Genomic DNA, 16,514 nt, shown 5'->3' with positions numbered 1-16,514 from the left:
TTGTTCGTGGTGAGTTCTCGTGGATGCTCCGGTGGCGCAGTGGCGCCACCGGAGCGATGTCGATCGGCTTACTTGGCCTCGGCGTCAGCGGCGGCGTCCGCGTCACCGGCGACGGCCTCGTGCGCGGCCGCGCCGGCAGCGTCGGCCTCGGACTCGGTGGCGATGGTCTCGACCTCGGCGACGTCGGTGACAACCGGCGCGCCCTGCTCGAGAAGCTCGCGCTCCCACTCGGCGAGCGGCTCAGCAGCCTCAGCCTCGCCTGCCGGCTGGTGGCGCTGGATGAGACCGTCAGCGGCGGCATCCGCGATGATGCGGGTGAGCAGGCCCACAGAGCGGATCGCGTCGTCGTTGCCAGGAATCGGGTACTGGAACTCGTCGGGATCGGCGTTGGTGTCGAGGATGCCGATCACGGGGATGCCGAGCTTCTTGGCCTCGTCGATCGCGAGGTGCTCACGCTTGGCGTCGACGACCCAGATCGCCGAGGGGGTCTTCTGCAGGTTGCGAATACCGCCGAGCGACTTGTGAAGCTTGTCGAGCTCGCGCTTCTTGATGAGCAGTTCCTTCTTGGTGAATCCGCTCGCTGCCGGGTCGTCGTAGTTGAGCTCCTCGAGCTCCTTCATGCGCTGAAGCCGCTTGGAGACGGTGACGAAGTTGGTGAGGAGGCCACCGAGCCACCGCTGGTTCACGTAGGGCTGACCCACGCGGGTCGCCTGCTCGGCGATGACCTCTTGCGCCTGCTTCTTGGTGCCGACGAAGAGGATCGTGCCACCGTGGGCGACGGTCTCCTTCACGAACTCGTACGCCTTGTCGATGTAGGTCAGCGACTGCTGCAGGTCGATGATGTGGATGCCGCTGCGCTCTGTGAGGATGAAGCGCTTGACTTTCGGGTTCCACCGGCGGGTCTGGTGTCCGAAGTGCACGCCGCTGTCGAGCAGCTGGCGAATCGTAACGACGGCCATGGCCGTACTCCTTTGCTGACGCGGATCCGCGTCTCTTACGGTTGATCTCGTCGGTCGGCGACCGACGATCCTGGTGCCCGACACGCTTCCGCTGTGCTCTGGTGAGCTCAGACCGATGGAAGTCGTGCCACCTGACAGATAGCCAGGCTGTAGGCACGCGAAGTCACCCCGAGATCGGGATGCCCTCCCAGTGTACCAGCGAGAGCATCCGCGAGATACGCGATGCGTTGACGCGAGAAGTGCACTACCTCGACTCGCGGTCTCCTCCCCAGCCCTACTCCCGCCGGTGCCTGTCCCCCGGCGCGGCACCGGCAGCCCGAGGCCATCAGCGCAGCGTGAATGCTGACTGACATGTCCCCCTCTCGACTCGTTCTGCCCACCGTCCTCGCGCTTACTCTTACGGTCGCACTGGGAGCATCCGTCCCTGCGTCGGCTGCGCCAGCGATCGCAGCGGACACACACACGATGCGATCGCCGGACCCAGCGCTGGTGGCGGATGACTGGGTTTGGCCGGTGTCGGGGTTTCGCATCCTCACCGCATACGTCGCACCGGCGCATCGCTACGGGCCAGGTCACCGTGGTGTCGATCTGGCGCTGTTCGGCGTCCGAACCGTCCGTTCGCCGGCGCCAGGCGTCGTGCAGTTCTCCGGTCGCGTGGTCGATCGGGATGTGATCACGATCGACCACGGAAACGGGCTCGTGACGACGCTGGAGCCCGTGACCTCATCCCTGTCGACAGGTGACCGCGTCGCGCGAGGCGAAGATGTCGGTGTCGTGAGCGAGGGCGGCCACACCCCCGTCGGAGCAGTGCACTTCGGCGTGCGCTGGAATGGCGAGTACATCAACCCAATCGTGCTGTTGGGCGGCGTGCCCCGCGCTGTACTGCTCCCGTGCTGTGGCTAGCCAAAAGAAACCAGATCAGCCGTGGGCGACGGGATCAACCAAAGACGTTTCTGCCGCCGTTGTCTTGAATCGTGCCGTACCCGCTTGCGCTGAAGGTGTTGTCGTTTCCGTTGACCGTGATGTCGCCGATGGCACCGTCAGCGTCGATGCGCATGCGGTCACCAGCGATCTGCATAGATCCGATCCCGCCACTGACGAAGCTGTTGTCGTTTCCCTCGATACGCACATCACCCATGTCGCCGATCGCGACATCATTATTGCTCCCCTGGAGCAACACGGTGTCCGCTGATCCGTCCATCTGCACGACGATCCGGTTGCCGGCGATCGTCACGTCGGCGCAGTCGCCCGTCAGCGAGAACACGACATCGTTGCCTGCCAGGACGGCTTTCCCGTTCACGCAGAGCGCATCTGGTGCGGATGTCGGAGAGACCGTGGTTGTAGGTGCCGGAGTCGGTGCCTGCGTTTCCCAGGAGGGCGAGGGAACCGGAGTCACGGCTCCCCGTGTCGGAACGACGGTGACACGAGGTCCCGGGAGCGCGATGCATCCGGCGAGCGCGAAAGCCGAGGCGACGGCCAGGGCGACACCGAGCGTGCGGCGCGGAGCATGCATGCGATTACCCTACGCGGGAAGCGCAGATCGTCAGAGACGCAGGGGTGGTGCCGCGTCCGTCTACGCCCGCGGGTGCGCGAGACGGTAGCTCGCCGTCAGCCGCTCGCTGGAGACATGAGTGTAAATCTGCGTCGTACCCAGGCTCGCGTGGCCGAGCATCTCCTGCACCGACCGCAGGTCGGCACCACCATCGAGGAGGTGGGTGGCGCCGGAGTGTCGCAGAGCGTGCGGGCCCACACTCCCCCCGGTGAGCGCGCCGACGCGTCGAGCGACGACGTCGTAGACGGTACGCGAGCCGATGCGCGCGCCACGAACGCCGAGAAAGAGTGCACTGCGGGCGGTATCGGTCACGGCAAGCGCCGGCCGACCTCGCACAAGGTAGGCATCCAGTGCGCGCGCAGCGGCACCCCCGTAGGGCACGACCCGCTCTTTCGCCCCCTTGCCCCAGACGCGCGCGGTCCGGCGCCCGTTGTCGAGATCTGTCAGGTCTAGGGCACACAGCTCCGAGACGCGCAGCGCTGCCCCGTAGAGCAGCTCGAGCATGGCGTGATCACGCAGATCAACCGCGTCGCCCCCCGTTCCTGCTAACTGCCCGAGCTCATCGAGCAACTGGGCAAGGCCGTCGGCAGAGGCAACCTTCGGCAGCGTTCGCCCGCGCTTGGGCGCGACGAGGCGCACCGCAGGGTCCGTGTCGATGAGGTTCGCATCCAGTGCCCACGCAAAGAAGGTGCGCACCGCAGCAGCACGCCGCGCGAGGGTGGACCGAGCGTCGCCGCGCTCGCTCGCGCGCCACATCCAGTTCCGCAGCATCTCGAGATCGACATCCTGTACCCGGGTGGGACCCACAGCATCGGCCAGGTCGGTCAGATCCGACCGGTACGCGCGCACCGTTGCAGGAGACAGCCGGCGCACATCGGCGACGTAGCGCAGGTAGCGCTCTGCAGCCTCGGAGATGTCCATGCAGACAGGATGCCTCAGCCGACCAAGCGGCGACGGCGCCCAACCCGGTGTGGCGCGAGGTGCCGCAGTCTCCAGCTCACGAAGGCGGGGTATCCGCGGCCTCGCCCCGGAGCGTGTACGCAGCCCCATCCCGGCTCCTGTCAACAAGGCCTGAATCAACGAGGTAGCGCCGTAAGAGTGCGGTGTCATCGACGAGCACGCGCAACCGGCCGGTGAGAACAGGTTCCGAGACCGTCTCACCGTGCTCGAGAACGCGCCCGACAACCCATCGCAACAGATCATCACGCTCGCGTAGCGACGCCGGGTAGTGCGTGATGCGCCCGTCGACGAGGAACCTTCCGATATCCGTTGCCTTTCGGGGCGACGCCTCGGCAAGGATGTCGCCGAACACCGTCGGTTCAAGCTCCAGCCCGCCCTCTTCCACGCGAACTGCGCCCGACGCGGTCAGCACCCGGACGATGTGCTCGCGCCGCGACGGTGACTTCGCATCAAGATAGCCAGCAGCGTCTCCGCCCATGAGCAACAAGCCGAAGGCGACGCGAACGTCGGGGTTCGCTAGCGCGGCGATCACCGGACGCCACCGGTTGCCTGTCTGCTGTGTCATCGCTGCCTGACCTCCTCACCCCGAGCCTCTCACGCCAGCCGCCAGCCGCCCGCGTCTGCCGTCACCACTCCGTCCAGGTGCAGGATTCCGAGGTGGGATTGAACCTCTCCAGTGCTGAGGCCGCTGCGCCGCGCGATCTCCTGCGTGGTGCGCGCCACTCGTGTGCTGAGGGCGTCACGGACACGGGTGGCGTCGGTGGTGCGAGGTTCGGCGTCACGACCGCTCAGGCCCATGAGTTCCCCCCAGCCGATCAACTCGCGAACGTCGGCAGCGGTGGTGACGCAGGTCGCTTCGAGTTCGCGCAGGAGCCGGTGGCAACCCGCCGACGCTGCGCTGGTAACCGGCCCCGGCACTGCTCCGATCGCGCGGCCCAGGGCGCTCGCGTGATGCGCGGTGTTAAGCGATCCGCTGCGCCACCCGGCTTCGACCACGACTGTCGCCGCCGACAGGGCTGCTATGAGCCGGTTCCTCTGCAGGAATCTCCACTTCGTGGGAGCGAAGCCCGGCGCGACCTCGCTCACGACCGCACCTGTCGCGGCGATGCGCTCGACAAGCTCGGTGTGGGCCTGCGGATACGCCCTTTCCAGCCCGCCCGCCATGAGCGCGATCGTGCAGCCGCCACCGGCGAGGGTCGCCCGGTGAGCGGCGGCGTCGATACCGAAGGCCGCACCCGACACGATGGGGATTCCGGAAGCGGTAAGTTCAGCGGCGAACTCCCCCGCGACATGTTCCCCGTACGATGTGGCCGCACGCGCTCCGACGATGGCCACCCCCGTGCGGGCCGCGGAGATCGACCGCGGGTCGCCGCGCACCCATAGTGCCAGGGGTGCGTGCGCTCCCAGGTCGTCGACAGCATCGGGCCACTCCTCGTCGGCAGGGGTCACGAGCCGCAGTCGAGCGGCACGGGCAGTACGCAGGAGGCCAGCCACCGTACCCGGCCGCATCCTCGGTTCCCACCGCTGCAGTGCCGCACGGGCCTCGCTCTGGTCCAGGATGCTGTCGCCGATGTCCCCGCGCCGCACCCGTGCGAGCGCCTCGAAAGCCCCGAGCGATTCCGTCAGGATCCCCGCTGCCGCGTCACCCGGCTCGGTCAGGCTGTTCCAGACCACGCGGGCATACCGATCGAGAATGCCGTCGTCGGAGAGTGGGCCCGTCACGAGAGGGCCGAGCTCGTCTCGAGCGCGCTGCGGATCAATCACGAGACTGTTCCTCGCTTCAGGAACAGTGCGCGCCCGATGTGGTCGGGGGTCGGCATCCGTTCCCCCTCGAGATCGGCGAGCGTCCACGCCACCCGCAGAACCCTGTCATAGCCGCGCAGCGTCAGAGTGCCCCGCGCCAGGGCGCCATCGAGCGGGGCACGAACCGCGGGCGGGAGCGCCCCAGCGCCGGAGCGTAGCCACGTGCCCGGTACATCGGCGTTTCGCCGCCACGGGGTATTCGACAGGCGTCGCGCGGCCCGATCACGGGCTTCGACCACGAGCGCCCGGGCATGGGCAGAGTCCAGGGCTCCCCGCGCCTCGGGAACACGGCCCACCCGCAGCAGGGTCAGCTCGATGTCGACGCGATCGAGAAGCGGGCCCGACAGTCGGTTCTGGTAGCGCCTGATCGCCTGCGACGGGCATTCACAGACGGCATCTCGAAGCCCCCGGTTTCCGCACGGACACGGGTTGGTGGCCAGCACAAGCTGAAACCGCGCGGGGAAGGATGCCGTGTATCCGGCTCGATGGACGGTGATGCGCCCGGACTCGAGGGGTTGACGCAGCGCATCGAGCACCGTCGTGGCGAACTCTGCAGCCTCGTCCAGGAACAACACACCCTCGCTTGCGCGCGCGATTGCGCCGGGGCGCGGCGCACGAGATCCACCGCCGACGAGAGCTGCAGCACTCGCGCTGTGGTGCGGCGCCTCAAACGGTGGGACCCGCGAAAGATGAGTGACAGCGCTCCCCGAGAGCGAACGGATGGATGCCGCAGCCAACGCGGCCTCGTCATCCAACGGCGGCAGAATCCCGGGAAGTCGCCGCGCGAGCATCGTCTTTCCGGCGCCCGGCGGACCCGTCATGAGCAGATGGTGGCCACCAGCGGCCGCGACAAGGAGCGCGGCGACAGCGTCATTTTGTCCAACCACGTCAGCGAGGTCCAGAGTCTCCTCCGGTACACCAAGGTCACTGGGGAGATCCACCGGATCGGCCTCGGGCAGCCGCGCCTCGATCCCATGTCGGGAGAGAACGTCACTGAGACTCGTCGCACCGACCACGGTGATTCCGGGTACGAGCGCTGCCTCGTCCTCGCTGGCGCGTGGCACGACGACGGTCTCGAGTCCCGCCCGAGCTGCGGCCAGCACGGCGGGAAGGATGCCGGGCACGGGGCGCAATCTGCCGTCGAGGCCGAGTTCACCGATATGCGCAGTACGCATGAGCGCATCAGCAGACAGCGGCAGTTGTGTAGCCAGGGCAGCGACAGCGATCGCGAGATCGAACCCGGAGCCGTGTTTCGGCAGGTTCGCTGGTGAGAGATTGACGGTCAATCGACGACTCGGAAGCGGAACGTCGCTATTGGCGCAGGCGTTGCGTACGCGTTGAGAGGACTCCCCGAGCGCACGGTCGGCAAGTCCGATGATGCGAAAGTCGGGAAGCTGATCGGAGAGATCGGCTTCGACTTCGACGGCGACGCCCTCGATTCCCACGAGCGAGATCGCCCAGGTGCGAGCGAGACTCATGCGAGGTCTCGCAAGTGCTCGATCTGCAGCGGCGTCGCGGGGTCACCGGTGATCGCAAGCCCGTCCACGCGTACGTGGCGGCTGCCGGCTAGATCACGGTGGGCGGTGCGCCACTCTCGCGCCAGCTGGTGCAGGCGGTGGAGCTTTCGTGCGTCGATCGCCTCGAACGGATGCCCGAAGGCGGCGGATCGTCGCGTCTTGACCTCGACGATCGCGACAGTGTCGGCATCGGCGACCACCAGGTCGATCTCACCGGTGCGGCAACGCCAGTTGCGATCGAGGATCTCGAAGCCCCGCGCCCGAAAGTAGGCCTCGGCGGCGTCTTCACCCGCCCTGCCGAGTTCGTCTTTCGTTGCCATTCCCCCAGCGTTGCTGCGCGCCCATCGGCGACAGCGAGGATCGGGGCGAGACGCGAAGAAGCTCGGGAACTATGCGCCTGGGGAGGAAGGACGCTTAGCTGTCGAGCGTGAGCTCGTCAGGCAACTGGAAGTCGCCGCGCTGGAGTTCCTCGACGTTGACGTCCTTGAAGGTGAGTACGCGCACGGACTTGACGAATCGATCCGCCCGGTAGATGTCCCAGACCCAGACGTCGTTCATCGTGATCTCGAAGTAGAAGTCGTGCTCCGTGTCCCGGCGAACGACGTTGACGTCATTGGCGAGGTAGAAGCGTCGCTCCGTCTCGATCACGTACTGGAACTGGTGTACGACATCCCGGTACTCGCGATACAGCGCCAGTTCCAGTTCGCGGTCGTAGTCCTCGAAGACCTCGTCATCCATGGTGCTTTCATCCTAGTTCCCGGGATGCGGCAAGCGACCACGGTCGAGCACCCCCGGGCGTATCAGAAGAGCGTTGGAGCTCCGGCGAAGGCCCACGACACCCGATGGTGGTCACTCACCCCGTGCTCGAGAATCGCGGCGCGGTGCTCGGGACTCGCATACCCCTTGTTGCGGACCCACTGATAGGCGGGCAGGTCGTCGTGGAGACCCACCATGAGCTCGTCCCGCGCGACTTTGGCGATCACGGATGCTGCCGCCGCGCCGGCACAGTCGCGGTCGGCCTTGATCACGGGGCGGACCGTCAGCCGAGGGCCCGCAGCCCGCGAGATGTAGTCGTGGTTCCCGTCGAGGACGACGATCGCGCGCGACATGTCCACACCGTGGGTCGTGAGCTCCGCCAGCGCACGCCTGGCAGCGAGCCCGAGGGCGGGCAGGATGCCGACCTCGTCGATCTCGGCTGAGCTTGCCCACCCGACAGAACTGTCGACGACCCAGCCCGCAGCGCGTCGAGCCAGCTCCGCGCGGCGCGGTTCGGGAATCAGCTTTGAGTCGCGCAGGCCCTCGGGAACCCGGCGGCGCGAGAGCGCGGCATCCGTCACGGTGGCCCCCACGGCGACCGGGCCGGCGAGGGCACCGCGACCGACCTCATCGCACGAGATGACGAGGTCGTACTCGCGCAACAGCTGCCGCTCCAGAGTCAGGCGCGGGACCGCTCGCGACGCCCCGGTCACTGCGCGCCGGTTCCTTCGCCTGCGGGAACGCCAGCGAATACCTCACTGTGCGGATCAAGAATTCTCCACCGCGAGATCGGCCACGTGGTCACGAATGCGCGACCGACGACGTTCTCCATCGGCACGAACCCGGCGCCAGGTTGGTCCTGGTTGAATCGCGAGTCCTTGGAGTGGTCTCGGTTGTCACCGAGAACCCAGAGGCTCCCGTCGGGAACCACGACATCGAACGGCACGGGGTTCGGCGCGGTCTGACCCGGGTCGAGCTTGACGTACGCCGACTCGTCGATCGGAATACCGTTGATCGTGATCTGTCCGAGAGCGTTGCAGCACACGACATGGTCGCCCGGAACCCCGATGACCCGCTTGATGAGGTGGTCCTCGGAATCCGAGACCGAGAGACCGACGAGAGTGAGGAGCCAGTCGATGCCCTCGACGAACGGAGACTGGGCCGGGCGCACACTCGGAGGAAGCCACCCACCCGGATCCTGGAACACGACGATGTCACCGCGCTGGTACCCGTTCCAGCGCGGTGTGAGCTCGTCGACAAGGATGCGGTCGTCGATCTGAAGCGTGTCCTCCATGGACCCAGACGGGATGTAGAACGAGCGGACCAGGAACGTCTTCACCAGCGCCGAAACGACGACGGCGATCAGGATGATGACCAGTACGTCCCGCAGGAAAAGCCAACCGCCGCGTCTGCCACTCTGTCGACGCCGCTGTGCCCGTGTTACGGGTTCAGCGGGTGCGTCAGCGTCGGAAGTCATGCAGCGATCCAATCCGTCCGAGGTGATACCGGACGCTCAGATAAGGGTGTCACACGATGGGTCTTCCGGGGGTCGTGCAACGCCCGGACAGACACGTGTGCCCCGGCACCAAAGCGCCGGGGCACACGTGGAGAGGCGCAGACTCAGTTGTCGCGCTTCTCCTTGATCTTGGCCTTCTTGCCGCGAAGCTCGCGCAGGTAGTAGAGCTTCGCACGACGGACGTCACCGCGGGTGACGAGCTCGATCTTGTCGATGATCGGGCTGTGCACGGGGAACGTACGCTCGACGCCCACCTGGAAGCTGATCTTGCGGACGGTGAAGGTCTCGCGCACGCCGTCGCCGGAGCGACCGAGCACGACACCCTGGAAGACCTGGACGCGCGAGCGGCTTCCTTCGACGATGTTCACGTGCACCTTGACGGTGTCGCCGGGGCCGAAAGCGGGGATGTCGCTGCGCAGGGAAGCTGCGTCGACGATATCGAGGGTCTGCATGATCGCTACTCTCTGCGGCCGCCACAGGTCGGTCGCGGGTGGATAGAAAAGGATGAGGTGTGCCGAACCGCGGTCAGGACCGGCGGCGGATTCCCCTGAGGCAGAATCCGTCAAGGCACAAACAGCTATTCTGCCACGACAGCCGCCGCGAACAAAACCGTCAGGAGCCGGGCTGCTGCTCGGTGATGACGATGACCTCGGGGTCCTCGCGGCGCGGAGCGGTCGCCGGCGAGGGCGGGATGTAGGACACTCCAGACGCGCTACGCAGCGTCGCGATGCCCGGACGCGCTTCGCGCCACAGCTGCCAGAGCATCAGCCAGAACAGCGACAGCCCGACGGCGACCGTGAGCAAGAAGACCGGGAACCACCAGGCCGCCACGAAGAAGCCGAGCGCGATCGTGAGAGCGTGCCAGACCGTGAATCCCGCGACATCCCACCACGACACTGCTCGTGCAGCCCGAGCAGTCGGACGCGCCCGCACCAAGAGTGTCAGGACGAGCTGGCCGATCAGTACCGAGGGAATGGCCATGAGCAAGACCCACAGCAAGGCCCACGCGCCGGCGTCGAAGGCGATCCAGCCGACGAAGAGCCACAACGGCAGCACGAACGCGGCGGGGATCATCCAGCCGTAGTAGGCGCGTCGCAGCCACATGATTCGATGCTACGCCCGGCTCATGCCACCCGTGGCCGAGGCACGCGATGCGAGGCATCCTCACAGCCGATCGATAGCGGATCGGACAGAATGGACCGGTCGAGAGGAAACTGATGATCGAGTTGCGCACCCCTGCCGAGATTGAGGCGATGAAACCGGCTGGTCGCTTCGTCGCCGAAGTACTCGCGACCCTGCGCGCTGAGACCCGCGTCGGAACGAACCTGCTCGACATCGACCGCCGCGCGCACGAGATGATCCGCAAAGTCGGCGCCGAGTCGTGCTACATCGACTACCACCCCTCCTTCGGAGCAAGCCCGTTCGGCAAGGTCATCTGCACGTCGATCAATGACGCCGTGCTCCACGGGCTTCCCTTCGACTACGCCATCCGCGACGGCGACCTCGTGACCCTCGACTTCGCCGTCTCCGTCGACGGCTGGGTCGCCGACTCAGCGGTGTCTTTCGTGGTGGGCACGCCCCGCGACGAAGACCTCGCCCTCATCGACACGACTGAGCGCGCGTTAGATGCCGCGATCAGCGCAGCGGTCATCGGTAACCGCATCGGTGATATCTCGGCCGCCGTGGCCGCCGTCGCTCACGGCGAGGGCCTCTCGATCAACACGGATTTCGGCGGCCATGGGGTCGGTCGCGAGATGCACGGTGACCCGCACGTTCCCAACGACGGCAAGCCCGGCCGCGGGTACCCCCTGCGGGCTGGACTGGTGCTCGCGCTCGAACCCTGGTTCCTGCAGTCGACGGACCAGCTGCGAACGGATGCCGATGGCTGGACGCTACGCAGCGCTGACGGCTCGCGCGGGGCTCACTCCGAGCACACGATCGCCATCACCGAGGACGGCCCCGTCATCCTCACCGACCGGAGCTTCCTCGGGGTCAGCTGAGCCGGTACCTCGTCCCGGGTTCACGACCCGTCGGAGGCGCCGACGCGGTGGACCCGCACGTTGTTCGTCGACCCCGGGGTTCCGGGAGGAGCGCCCGCGGTCATGATCACGACATCACCCGGCGCGGCCCGGCCCGTCTCGATGAGCACCTGGTCGAGCAACTGGATCAGGCCGTCGGTCGACGTGGCGCGAGCGACCAGGAACGGCTCCACACCCCAGGTGAGCGCCAATCGTGAGCGGGTTCCCGGCAGGTCGGTGAACGCGAGGATCGGCACGCGGTGGCGAAGCCGCGCCATTCGACGAGCCGAGTCACCGGACTGACTGAAAACGCACACGAACTTCGCGTCGACGAAGTCGGCGATGGTCGCGGCGGCAAGAGTCAGGGCGCCGCCCTGTGTGCGCGGTTTCGTGCCGAGCTGAGGGATGCGTTCAAGCCCGGTTTCTTCGGTGGATGCGACGATTCGGGCCATGGTCTCGACGACGGTAACCGGATGGGCTCCGACGCTCGTCTCCCCCGAGAGCATGACCGCGTCAGCGCCGTCGAGAACCGCATTGGCGACATCCGAGGTCTCTGCGCGCGTCGGCACCGGATTCTCGATCATCGACTCAAGCATCTGGGTCGCGACGATGACCGGCTTGGCCCAGCGGCGGGCGAGCTCGATCGCTCTCTTCTGCACGATCGGCACGGTCTCCAGCGGCAGCTCGACGCCAAGATCGCCACGAGCGATCATGACGCCGTCGAACGCGTCGATGATCTCCTGCAGGTGTTCGACAGCCTCGGGCTTCTCGATCTTGGCGATGATCGGAATCCGGCGACCCTCTTCGGCCATGATGATCCGCGCCCGCTGTGCGTCCTTGGGCGAGCGCACGAACGAGAGCGCGATCATGTCGACGCCGAGCGCCAACGCCCAGCGCAGGTCGGCTTCGTCCTTCGCGCTCAGAGCTGGCGCGCTGACTGCGACCCCCGGGAGATTGATGCCCTTGTTGTTCGAGACCGCTCCCCCGACCACGACCTCGGTGCGCACCCGGATGCCGTCGGTGTCGAGCACTCGCAGCCGAACCTTGCCGTCATCGATGAGCAGCGTGTCTCCAGCAACGACGTCGGAGGCAAGCTGCGGGAACGTCGTTCCACAGATCTCGCGGGTGCCCTCGACATCCTCGGTGGTGATCGTGAAGATGTCGCCCGGCTCGAGGTGGTGCGGGCCGTCGGCGAAGCGTCCGAGCCGGATCTTGGGACCTTGCAGATCCGCGAGGATACCGACCGGCCGCCCGGTGGAGTCGGCGGCTCGTCGCACGTTGGCATACGACTGCTCGTGAATGTCCCACTCGCCGTGGCTCATGTTCAGCCGGGCGACATCCATTCCCGCGCGAACGAGGGCCTCGATCTGGTCGTATGACGATGTCGCAGGTCCCAGAGTGGCGACGATCTTGGCGCGGCGCATGCAACGATCCCTTCGGCGGGTGAGTCGCTCTCAGTCTGGCGCCCTGACGACACCGGCGGGTTTCTCGCGTGTGACAAGTCGGTGACTGACGACGCTGCTCAGGGCTCGCCTCAGCTGCGCATCCTCATTCCGTCAGCAGATCAGGCCGACGCGCACGAGTTCGCTCGAGCTGCTGCTGCGCACGCCACTGCGCGATGGCACCATGATTGCCGCTGAGCAGGATGTCGGGCACAGCGCGATCTCGCCACACGGCGGGTTTCGTGTAAGACGGATACTCCAGGAGCCCGTCTTCGTGTGACTCCTCGACGATGCTCGCCGGGTTTCCCACCATCCCGGGAACGAGGCGTCCGACGGCTTCGATCATCGCCATAGCGGCGACCTCGCCGCCGTTGAGCACGTAGTCGCCGAGGCTGATGAGGCGAACCGAGCCACGCGCGGCGGCATCCTCGAAGACCCGCTCGTCGATGCCTTCGTATCGTCCGCACCCGAAGACGAGGTGCTCTTCGCGCGCGAGCTCGCGCGCCGTCGACTGGCGAAAGAGTTCCCCCGCCGGCGACGGGAACACGATCGTCGGCCGGGCTGACGCATCAGCTGGCGCAAGTTCGTCGAGTGCCTCGCCCCACGGTTCGGGTTTCATGACCATCCCGGCACCGCCCCCGTAGGGGGTGTCATCGACAGTGCGGTGGCGGTCGTGAGTCCACTGACGCAGATCGTACACGCGGACATCGAGCAGGCCGCGCTCGCGGGCCTTGCCGATGAGCGAGACCTCGAGGACGTCGAAGAACGCCGGGAAAATCGTGACGACGTCGATGCGCACGTCAGTTCCCGTCGGTGTCGGCTGCCGCGTCCTCGGGAGACTCATCGGAGGATGCGGCGGGTTCGGGATCCTCATCGACGATGTCTTCGAACAGGCCTGCCGGTGGCGTCACGATGACGTAACCCGCTGAAGGATCGACGACCGGCACGATCGCTTTGACGAAGGGCACGAGCACTTCGCGATCAGCGTCAGCGCGAACGATCAACAGGTCCTGTGCCGGCAGGTGCTCGACGCGGATCACGCGGCCGACCGAGGCGCCATCGCGGCGAACGTCGAGACCCACGAGCTGGTGGTCGAACCAAGCATCCTCTTCGTCGGATGCCGCGTCAGCTGCCTCATCGACCCAGAGGATGGCACGCACGAGGCTTTCGGCAGCGGTCCGATCATCGACGCCCTCAAAGAAGGCGACCGGGTGAGAGTTCATCCAGCGGAACTCACGAACGGTCAACGGCTTGCCGTGCCAGGGAGAGGTGTCGGGGACCTGGAGGGTGAACGTCGCACCGGGAACGAAACGTCCGTCCGGATTGTCGGTGTAAAGCTCAAGCTTCAGCGCACCCTTGAGTCCGTGCGCCTTCACGAGACGTCCGACCCGCAGCTGGGTTCCTGCCGAAGGGGGCGGCGCGGAGCGCCCGTCCGAATCGACCACGTCAGTCGTCCGCGACGTCAACCCGCACGCGGCGCCCGTCGGCCAGCGCCGAGATCAGGGTGCGGATTGCTTTGGCCGTGCGACCGCCGCGCCCGATGACGCGTCCTCGGTCGTCGGGGTGCACATGCACCTCGAGTACCTCACCGCGTGAGGACTCCGACGAAAGGATACGCACGTCATCCGGGTTGTCGACGATCCCCTTGACGACGTGTTCGAGCGCGGCGGCGAGCACGGATCAGGCTTCTGCGGTCTCGGCCGACTCAGCGGCCTCGGGTGCAGCGTCGGCCTCAGCGTCAGCCGCGGGGGCCTCCTCAGCCTTCTTCTCGGCCTTGGGCTTGACGACCGACTTCTTCGAGGTCTCGACCTCGAAGACAGGCTTTGCCTCGGCGGTCTTCAGCGTGGAGACAGCGTTCTTGTCGCCCTTGAAGGTTCCCCAGTCGCCGGTGATCTTGAGGATGGCGCGCACCTGCTCGGTCGGCTGGGCGCCGACGCTCAGCCAGTACTGGGCACGAGCAGAGTCGACCTCGATGAACGAGGGCTCCTCGGTCGGGTGGTACTTGCCGATCTCTTCGATGACGCGTCCGTCGCGCTTGGTGCGCGAGTCGGCGACGACGATGCGGTAGTACGGGGCACGGATCTTACCGAGCCGCTTGAGGCGGATCTTGACAGCCACGATTCTCCTGTGTGGTGGATTCGAACGAACTGATCGCCTGGAGCGTGGGGTGCACACCCGGCGGAAGCTCAAAGGGGGCGGATGCGCTGGATAGAGGGTCGAGCGCGGTCCGACCCTCTATTCTGCCAGATCCGACCGGATGCCGAGAACCGACGACGCGCAGGTGCCGTCGAGGGGTACTCGTCGCACCGTGTCGCAATCGGGTCAGAGAGTGCCGGTGCATGCCAAACTGACGCCATGACGCTCGGCTTTGCGACATCCGCTCGCTCCTCCGTCGGCCTGGAGTGGGAGCTCATGCTCGCCGACCGCAGCACGGGTGACCTAGCCGGCCGGGCTCCCGAGGTCCTCGATGAACTCGCGCCCACGATTGATCTCGAGCGTTTTTCGCTCACAAGCGAACTGCTCACGAATACGGTCGAGGTCACGAGCGGGATCGGGTCGACCGTGGCCGAAGCCGCCGAAGACATGGTCGACGGCATCCGTGCCCTTCGGACAGCGACCGAGCCGCGAGACCTCGACCTGCTGTGCGCCGGGTCGCATCCGTTCGCGCAGTGGTATGACCAGGAGGTCACCAACAAGACGCGGTACCAGGCACTCATCGAGCGAACCCAGTGGTGGGGTCGGAACATGATGATCTGGGGCATCCACATCCATGTGGGTGTTGAGGACGTGAACAAAGTCATGCCGCTCATCCGGGCTCTGTCGACCTACCTCCCCCACCTCCAGGCGCTGTCGGCGTCGAGTCCCTTCTGGGCAGGCGACCGCACCGGCTACGCATCGAACCGGGCTCTCGTGTTCCAACAGCTCCCCACTGCCGGTCTCCCCTGGCTGCTCGATGACTGGGAGTCATTCGAGGCTTACCTCGACGACATGGTGAACACCGGCGTCATGGCTGACGCGACCGAGGTGCGCTGGGACATCAGACCCGCACCGCGCTGGGGCACGATCGAGGTACGCGCATGCGACGGGATGTCGACCCTGCCCGAGCTTGCAGCAGTAGCCGCCCTCGTCCAGGTGTTGGTGGAGCACTTCTCGCGGCGACTCGATGACGGGGAAGACCTGACCGGGATCCAGCCCTGGTTCATCCGGGAGAACAAGTGGCGTGCAGCCAGGTACGGCCTGGATGCCGAGATCATCGTCGACCGTGAGGGAACACCTGTGCCCGTGCGCGAGCATCTGCGCGAGGTCCTCGACGATCTCGCCGAGATCTCTGTCGAGCTCAAGTGCGCGAAGGAGTTCGCCGGGGTCGAGACAATCCTCGCCAGCGGCGCGAGCTACGAACGGCAGCTGAGGGTCGCGGACGAGAACGCTGGCGACCTGAGAGCAGTCGTGCGACACCTCGTCACCGAATTCCGTGACGGCCCGACCCTGCGCGATCACCTGAACGCGCTGCGCTAGCCCGACGACTGTGACCATGCGCCATCGCTCCGACTGGTTGGTCATCGCACAGTTCGTGCTCCTGGCCCTCCTTCTTCTGCCGGGCGAGGCGCTCTGGTCTGCTCCCTGGCTCACTGTCAGCGCTGGCGCGCTCGGCGCCATCGGACTCGCTCTATCCATCGCGGGGGTCGCCGCTCTCGGGCGCGACATCGTTCCGTGGGTAGCACCGAAAGATGACGCCCCGCTGCGCACGACAGGGGTCTTCCGCCTGACACGCAATCCGGTCTATCTCGGCATCCTGGTCGGCTCCCTGGGATGGGTCGCATGGCGTGGCCGGATCGAACTCCTGGTCGTGTGGGCGCTGTTGCCCATCGTGCTTATCACCAAGGCGCACGTCGAGCAGAGGTTCCTTCTCGAGGCTTTCGGCGATGACTATCGGAAGTACGCGAGCCGCACTCCCCTGATGCTCTGGGGCCGCGGCATCCGCTGAGAGGAC

At 66.5% G+C, this 16,514-nt stretch carries 21 protein-coding genes; 4 read left to right on the top strand and 17 right to left on the bottom strand.

The window, feature by feature from the left end; all coding sequences use genetic code 11:
• Window positions 1–68 precede the first annotated feature (68 nt).
• The gene (gene rpsB / locus ACQVDU_RS02730) at window positions 69–959 is read right to left on the bottom strand and encodes a 30S ribosomal protein S2 (RefSeq protein WP_300591008.1); all 891 of its coding nucleotides are present in this window, start codon (window positions 957–959) and stop codon (window positions 69–71) included.
• 351 nt (window positions 960–1,310) lie between these two features.
• Between rpsB and ACQVDU_RS02725 the strand changes: the two genes are divergently transcribed.
• On the top strand, window positions 1,311–1,862 hold the full coding sequence (locus ACQVDU_RS02725) for a murein hydrolase activator EnvC family protein (protein WP_363495336.1): 552 nt from the start codon (window positions 1,311–1,313) through the stop codon (window positions 1,860–1,862).
• Window positions 1,863–1,896: 34 nt separating this feature from the next.
• Here the strand turns inward: ACQVDU_RS02725 and ACQVDU_RS02720 are convergent, their stop codons facing one another.
• The 11 genes from ACQVDU_RS02720 to ACQVDU_RS02670 form a co-directional block, all read right to left on the bottom strand.
• Complete coding sequence (locus ACQVDU_RS02720; protein ID WP_300590849.1) at window positions 1,897–2,472, bottom strand: DUF3060 domain-containing protein; 576 nt, start codon at window positions 2,470–2,472, stop codon at window positions 1,897–1,899.
• A gap of 60 nt (window positions 2,473–2,532) precedes the next feature.
• Entirely contained in the window at window positions 2,533–3,432 is a 900-nt protein-coding gene (locus tag ACQVDU_RS02715; protein ID WP_300590848.1) for a tyrosine-type recombinase/integrase, read from the bottom strand.
• A 76-nt stretch (window positions 3,433–3,508) separates the two neighbouring features.
• Window positions 3,509–4,036 (bottom strand): DUF2087 domain-containing protein, encoded by a 528-nt coding sequence (locus ACQVDU_RS02710; protein ID WP_300590847.1) that lies wholly within the window; start codon window positions 4,034–4,036, stop codon window positions 3,509–3,511.
• A 29-nt stretch (window positions 4,037–4,065) separates the two neighbouring features.
• Window positions 4,066–5,235 (bottom strand): DNA-processing protein DprA, encoded by a 1,170-nt coding sequence (gene dprA, locus ACQVDU_RS02705; RefSeq protein WP_300590846.1) that lies wholly within the window; start codon window positions 5,233–5,235, stop codon window positions 4,066–4,068.
• Window positions 5,232–6,752, bottom strand: coding sequence for a YifB family Mg chelatase-like AAA ATPase (locus tag ACQVDU_RS02700; RefSeq protein WP_300590844.1), 1,521 nt, complete (start codon window positions 6,750–6,752; stop codon window positions 5,232–5,234). The genes dprA and ACQVDU_RS02700 overlap by 4 nt, the downstream gene beginning before the upstream one ends.
• Window positions 6,749–7,111: a YraN family protein gene (locus ACQVDU_RS02695; protein ID WP_300590843.1), complete on the bottom strand. Its 363-nt coding sequence runs from the start codon at window positions 7,109–7,111 to the stop codon at window positions 6,749–6,751. Before ACQVDU_RS02695 ends, ACQVDU_RS02700 begins: the two co-directional genes overlap by 4 nt.
• Before the next feature lie 94 nt (window positions 7,112–7,205).
• A complete protein-coding gene (locus ACQVDU_RS02690) occupies window positions 7,206–7,529 on the bottom strand; it encodes a DUF2469 family protein (protein ID WP_195691615.1) in 324 nt (107 codons plus the stop codon).
• A 62-nt stretch (window positions 7,530–7,591) separates the two neighbouring features.
• Window positions 7,592–8,260 carry a ribonuclease HII gene (locus tag ACQVDU_RS02685; protein ID WP_443476192.1) on the bottom strand — a complete coding sequence of 223 codons (669 nt, stop codon included), beginning with the start codon at window positions 8,258–8,260 and terminating at the stop codon, window positions 7,592–7,594.
• Window positions 8,257–9,024: a signal peptidase I gene (gene lepB / locus ACQVDU_RS02680; protein ID WP_363497183.1), complete on the bottom strand. Its 768-nt coding sequence runs from the start codon at window positions 9,022–9,024 to the stop codon at window positions 8,257–8,259. Before lepB ends, ACQVDU_RS02685 begins: the two co-directional genes overlap by 4 nt.
• Window positions 9,025–9,167: 143 nt before the next feature.
• On the bottom strand, window positions 9,168–9,515 hold the full coding sequence (gene rplS, locus ACQVDU_RS02675) for a 50S ribosomal protein L19 (protein ID WP_228178152.1): 348 nt from the start codon (window positions 9,513–9,515) through the stop codon (window positions 9,168–9,170).
• 160 nt (window positions 9,516–9,675) lie between these two features.
• Window positions 9,676–10,167: an MFS transporter permease gene (locus tag ACQVDU_RS02670; protein WP_363497186.1), complete on the bottom strand. Its 492-nt coding sequence runs from the start codon at window positions 10,165–10,167 to the stop codon at window positions 9,676–9,678.
• Between the two features lie 113 nt (window positions 10,168–10,280).
• Between ACQVDU_RS02670 and map the strand changes: the two genes are divergently transcribed.
• The gene (map, locus tag ACQVDU_RS02665; RefSeq protein WP_300594836.1) at window positions 10,281–11,063 is read left to right on the top strand and encodes a type I methionyl aminopeptidase; all 783 of its coding nucleotides are present in this window, start codon (window positions 10,281–10,283) and stop codon (window positions 11,061–11,063) included.
• Window positions 11,064–11,083: 20 nt separating this feature from the next.
• Here map and pyk read toward each other — a convergent pair whose 3' ends face one another.
• From pyk to rpsP, 5 genes are all read right to left on the bottom strand, one after another.
• Window positions 11,084–12,505 carry a pyruvate kinase gene (pyk, locus tag ACQVDU_RS02660; protein WP_443476191.1) on the bottom strand — a complete coding sequence of 474 codons (1,422 nt, stop codon included), beginning with the start codon at window positions 12,503–12,505 and terminating at the stop codon, window positions 11,084–11,086.
• A 124-nt stretch (window positions 12,506–12,629) separates the two neighbouring features.
• The gene (gene trmD / locus ACQVDU_RS02655) at window positions 12,630–13,322 is read right to left on the bottom strand and encodes a tRNA (guanosine(37)-N1)-methyltransferase TrmD (protein WP_300594853.1); all 693 of its coding nucleotides are present in this window, start codon (window positions 13,320–13,322) and stop codon (window positions 12,630–12,632) included.
• Window position 13,323: 1 nt separating this feature from the next.
• On the bottom strand, window positions 13,324–13,968 hold the full coding sequence (gene rimM / locus ACQVDU_RS02650; RefSeq protein ID WP_300594842.1) for a ribosome maturation factor RimM: 645 nt from the start codon (window positions 13,966–13,968) through the stop codon (window positions 13,324–13,326).
• 1 nt (window position 13,969) lies between these two features.
• Window positions 13,970–14,200: an RNA-binding protein gene (locus ACQVDU_RS02645; protein WP_228178146.1), complete on the bottom strand. Its 231-nt coding sequence runs from the start codon at window positions 14,198–14,200 to the stop codon at window positions 13,970–13,972.
• 3 nt (window positions 14,201–14,203) lie between these two features.
• The gene (gene rpsP / locus ACQVDU_RS02640) at window positions 14,204–14,641 is read right to left on the bottom strand and encodes a 30S ribosomal protein S16 (RefSeq protein WP_300594845.1); all 438 of its coding nucleotides are present in this window, start codon (window positions 14,639–14,641) and stop codon (window positions 14,204–14,206) included.
• A 237-nt stretch (window positions 14,642–14,878) separates the two neighbouring features.
• Between rpsP and ACQVDU_RS02635 the strand changes: the two genes are divergently transcribed.
• Both ACQVDU_RS02635 and ACQVDU_RS02630 read left to right on the top strand, forming a co-directional pair.
• Window positions 14,879–16,039, top strand: coding sequence for a glutamate--cysteine ligase (locus ACQVDU_RS02635; RefSeq protein WP_300594848.1), 1,161 nt, complete (start codon window positions 14,879–14,881; stop codon window positions 16,037–16,039).
• 16 nt (window positions 16,040–16,055) lie between these two features.
• Complete coding sequence (locus tag ACQVDU_RS02630) at window positions 16,056–16,508, top strand: methyltransferase family protein (protein WP_443476190.1); 453 nt, start codon at window positions 16,056–16,058, stop codon at window positions 16,506–16,508.
• Window positions 16,509–16,514 lie beyond the last annotated feature (6 nt).

Origin of the sequence: Microbacterium sp. F2, from assembly GCF_052274505.1 — a bacterium.
Lineage (GTDB): Bacteria > Actinomycetota > Actinomycetes > Actinomycetales > Microbacteriaceae > Microbacterium.
This window is presented reverse-complemented; position numbering and strand designations above follow the sequence as displayed.

Excerpts from the sequence above, each read along its gene's own strand:
- rpsB (WP_300591008.1), bottom strand. The coding sequence starts at position 959 with ATGGCCGTCGTTACGATTCGCCAGCTGCTCGACAGCGGCGTGCACTTC.
- ACQVDU_RS02725 (WP_363495336.1), top strand. The coding sequence starts at position 1,311 with ATGTCCCCCTCTCGACTCGTTCTGCCCACCGTCCTCGCGCTTACTCTT.
- ACQVDU_RS02720 (WP_300590849.1), bottom strand. The coding sequence starts at position 2,472 with ATGCATGCTCCGCGCCGCACGCTCGGTGTCGCCCTGGCCGTCGCCTCG.
- ACQVDU_RS02715 (WP_300590848.1), bottom strand. The coding sequence starts at position 3,432 with ATGGACATCTCCGAGGCTGCAGAGCGCTACCTGCGCTACGTCGCCGAT.
- ACQVDU_RS02710 (WP_300590847.1), bottom strand. The coding sequence starts at position 4,036 with ATGACACAGCAGACAGGCAACCGGTGGCGTCCGGTGATCGCCGCGCTA.
- ACQVDU_RS02700 (WP_300590844.1), bottom strand. The coding sequence starts at position 6,752 with ATGAGTCTCGCTCGCACCTGGGCGATCTCGCTCGTGGGAATCGAGGGC.
- ACQVDU_RS02695 (WP_300590843.1), bottom strand. The coding sequence starts at position 7,111 with ATGGCAACGAAAGACGAACTCGGCAGGGCGGGTGAAGACGCCGCCGAG.
- ACQVDU_RS02690 (WP_195691615.1), bottom strand. The coding sequence starts at position 7,529 with ATGGATGACGAGGTCTTCGAGGACTACGACCGCGAACTGGAACTGGCG.
- lepB (WP_363497183.1), bottom strand. The coding sequence starts at position 9,024 with ATGACTTCCGACGCTGACGCACCCGCTGAACCCGTAACACGGGCACAG.
- rplS (WP_228178152.1), bottom strand. The coding sequence starts at position 9,515 with ATGCAGACCCTCGATATCGTCGACGCAGCTTCCCTGCGCAGCGACATC.
- ACQVDU_RS02670 (WP_363497186.1), bottom strand. The coding sequence starts at position 10,167 with ATGTGGCTGCGACGCGCCTACTACGGCTGGATGATCCCCGCCGCGTTC.
- map (WP_300594836.1), top strand. The coding sequence starts at position 10,281 with ATGATCGAGTTGCGCACCCCTGCCGAGATTGAGGCGATGAAACCGGCT.
- pyk (WP_443476191.1), bottom strand. The coding sequence starts at position 12,505 with ATGCGCCGCGCCAAGATCGTCGCCACTCTGGGACCTGCGACATCGTCA.
- ACQVDU_RS02635 (WP_300594848.1), top strand. The coding sequence starts at position 14,879 with ATGACGCTCGGCTTTGCGACATCCGCTCGCTCCTCCGTCGGCCTGGAG.
- ACQVDU_RS02630 (WP_443476190.1), top strand. The coding sequence starts at position 16,056 with ATGCGCCATCGCTCCGACTGGTTGGTCATCGCACAGTTCGTGCTCCTG.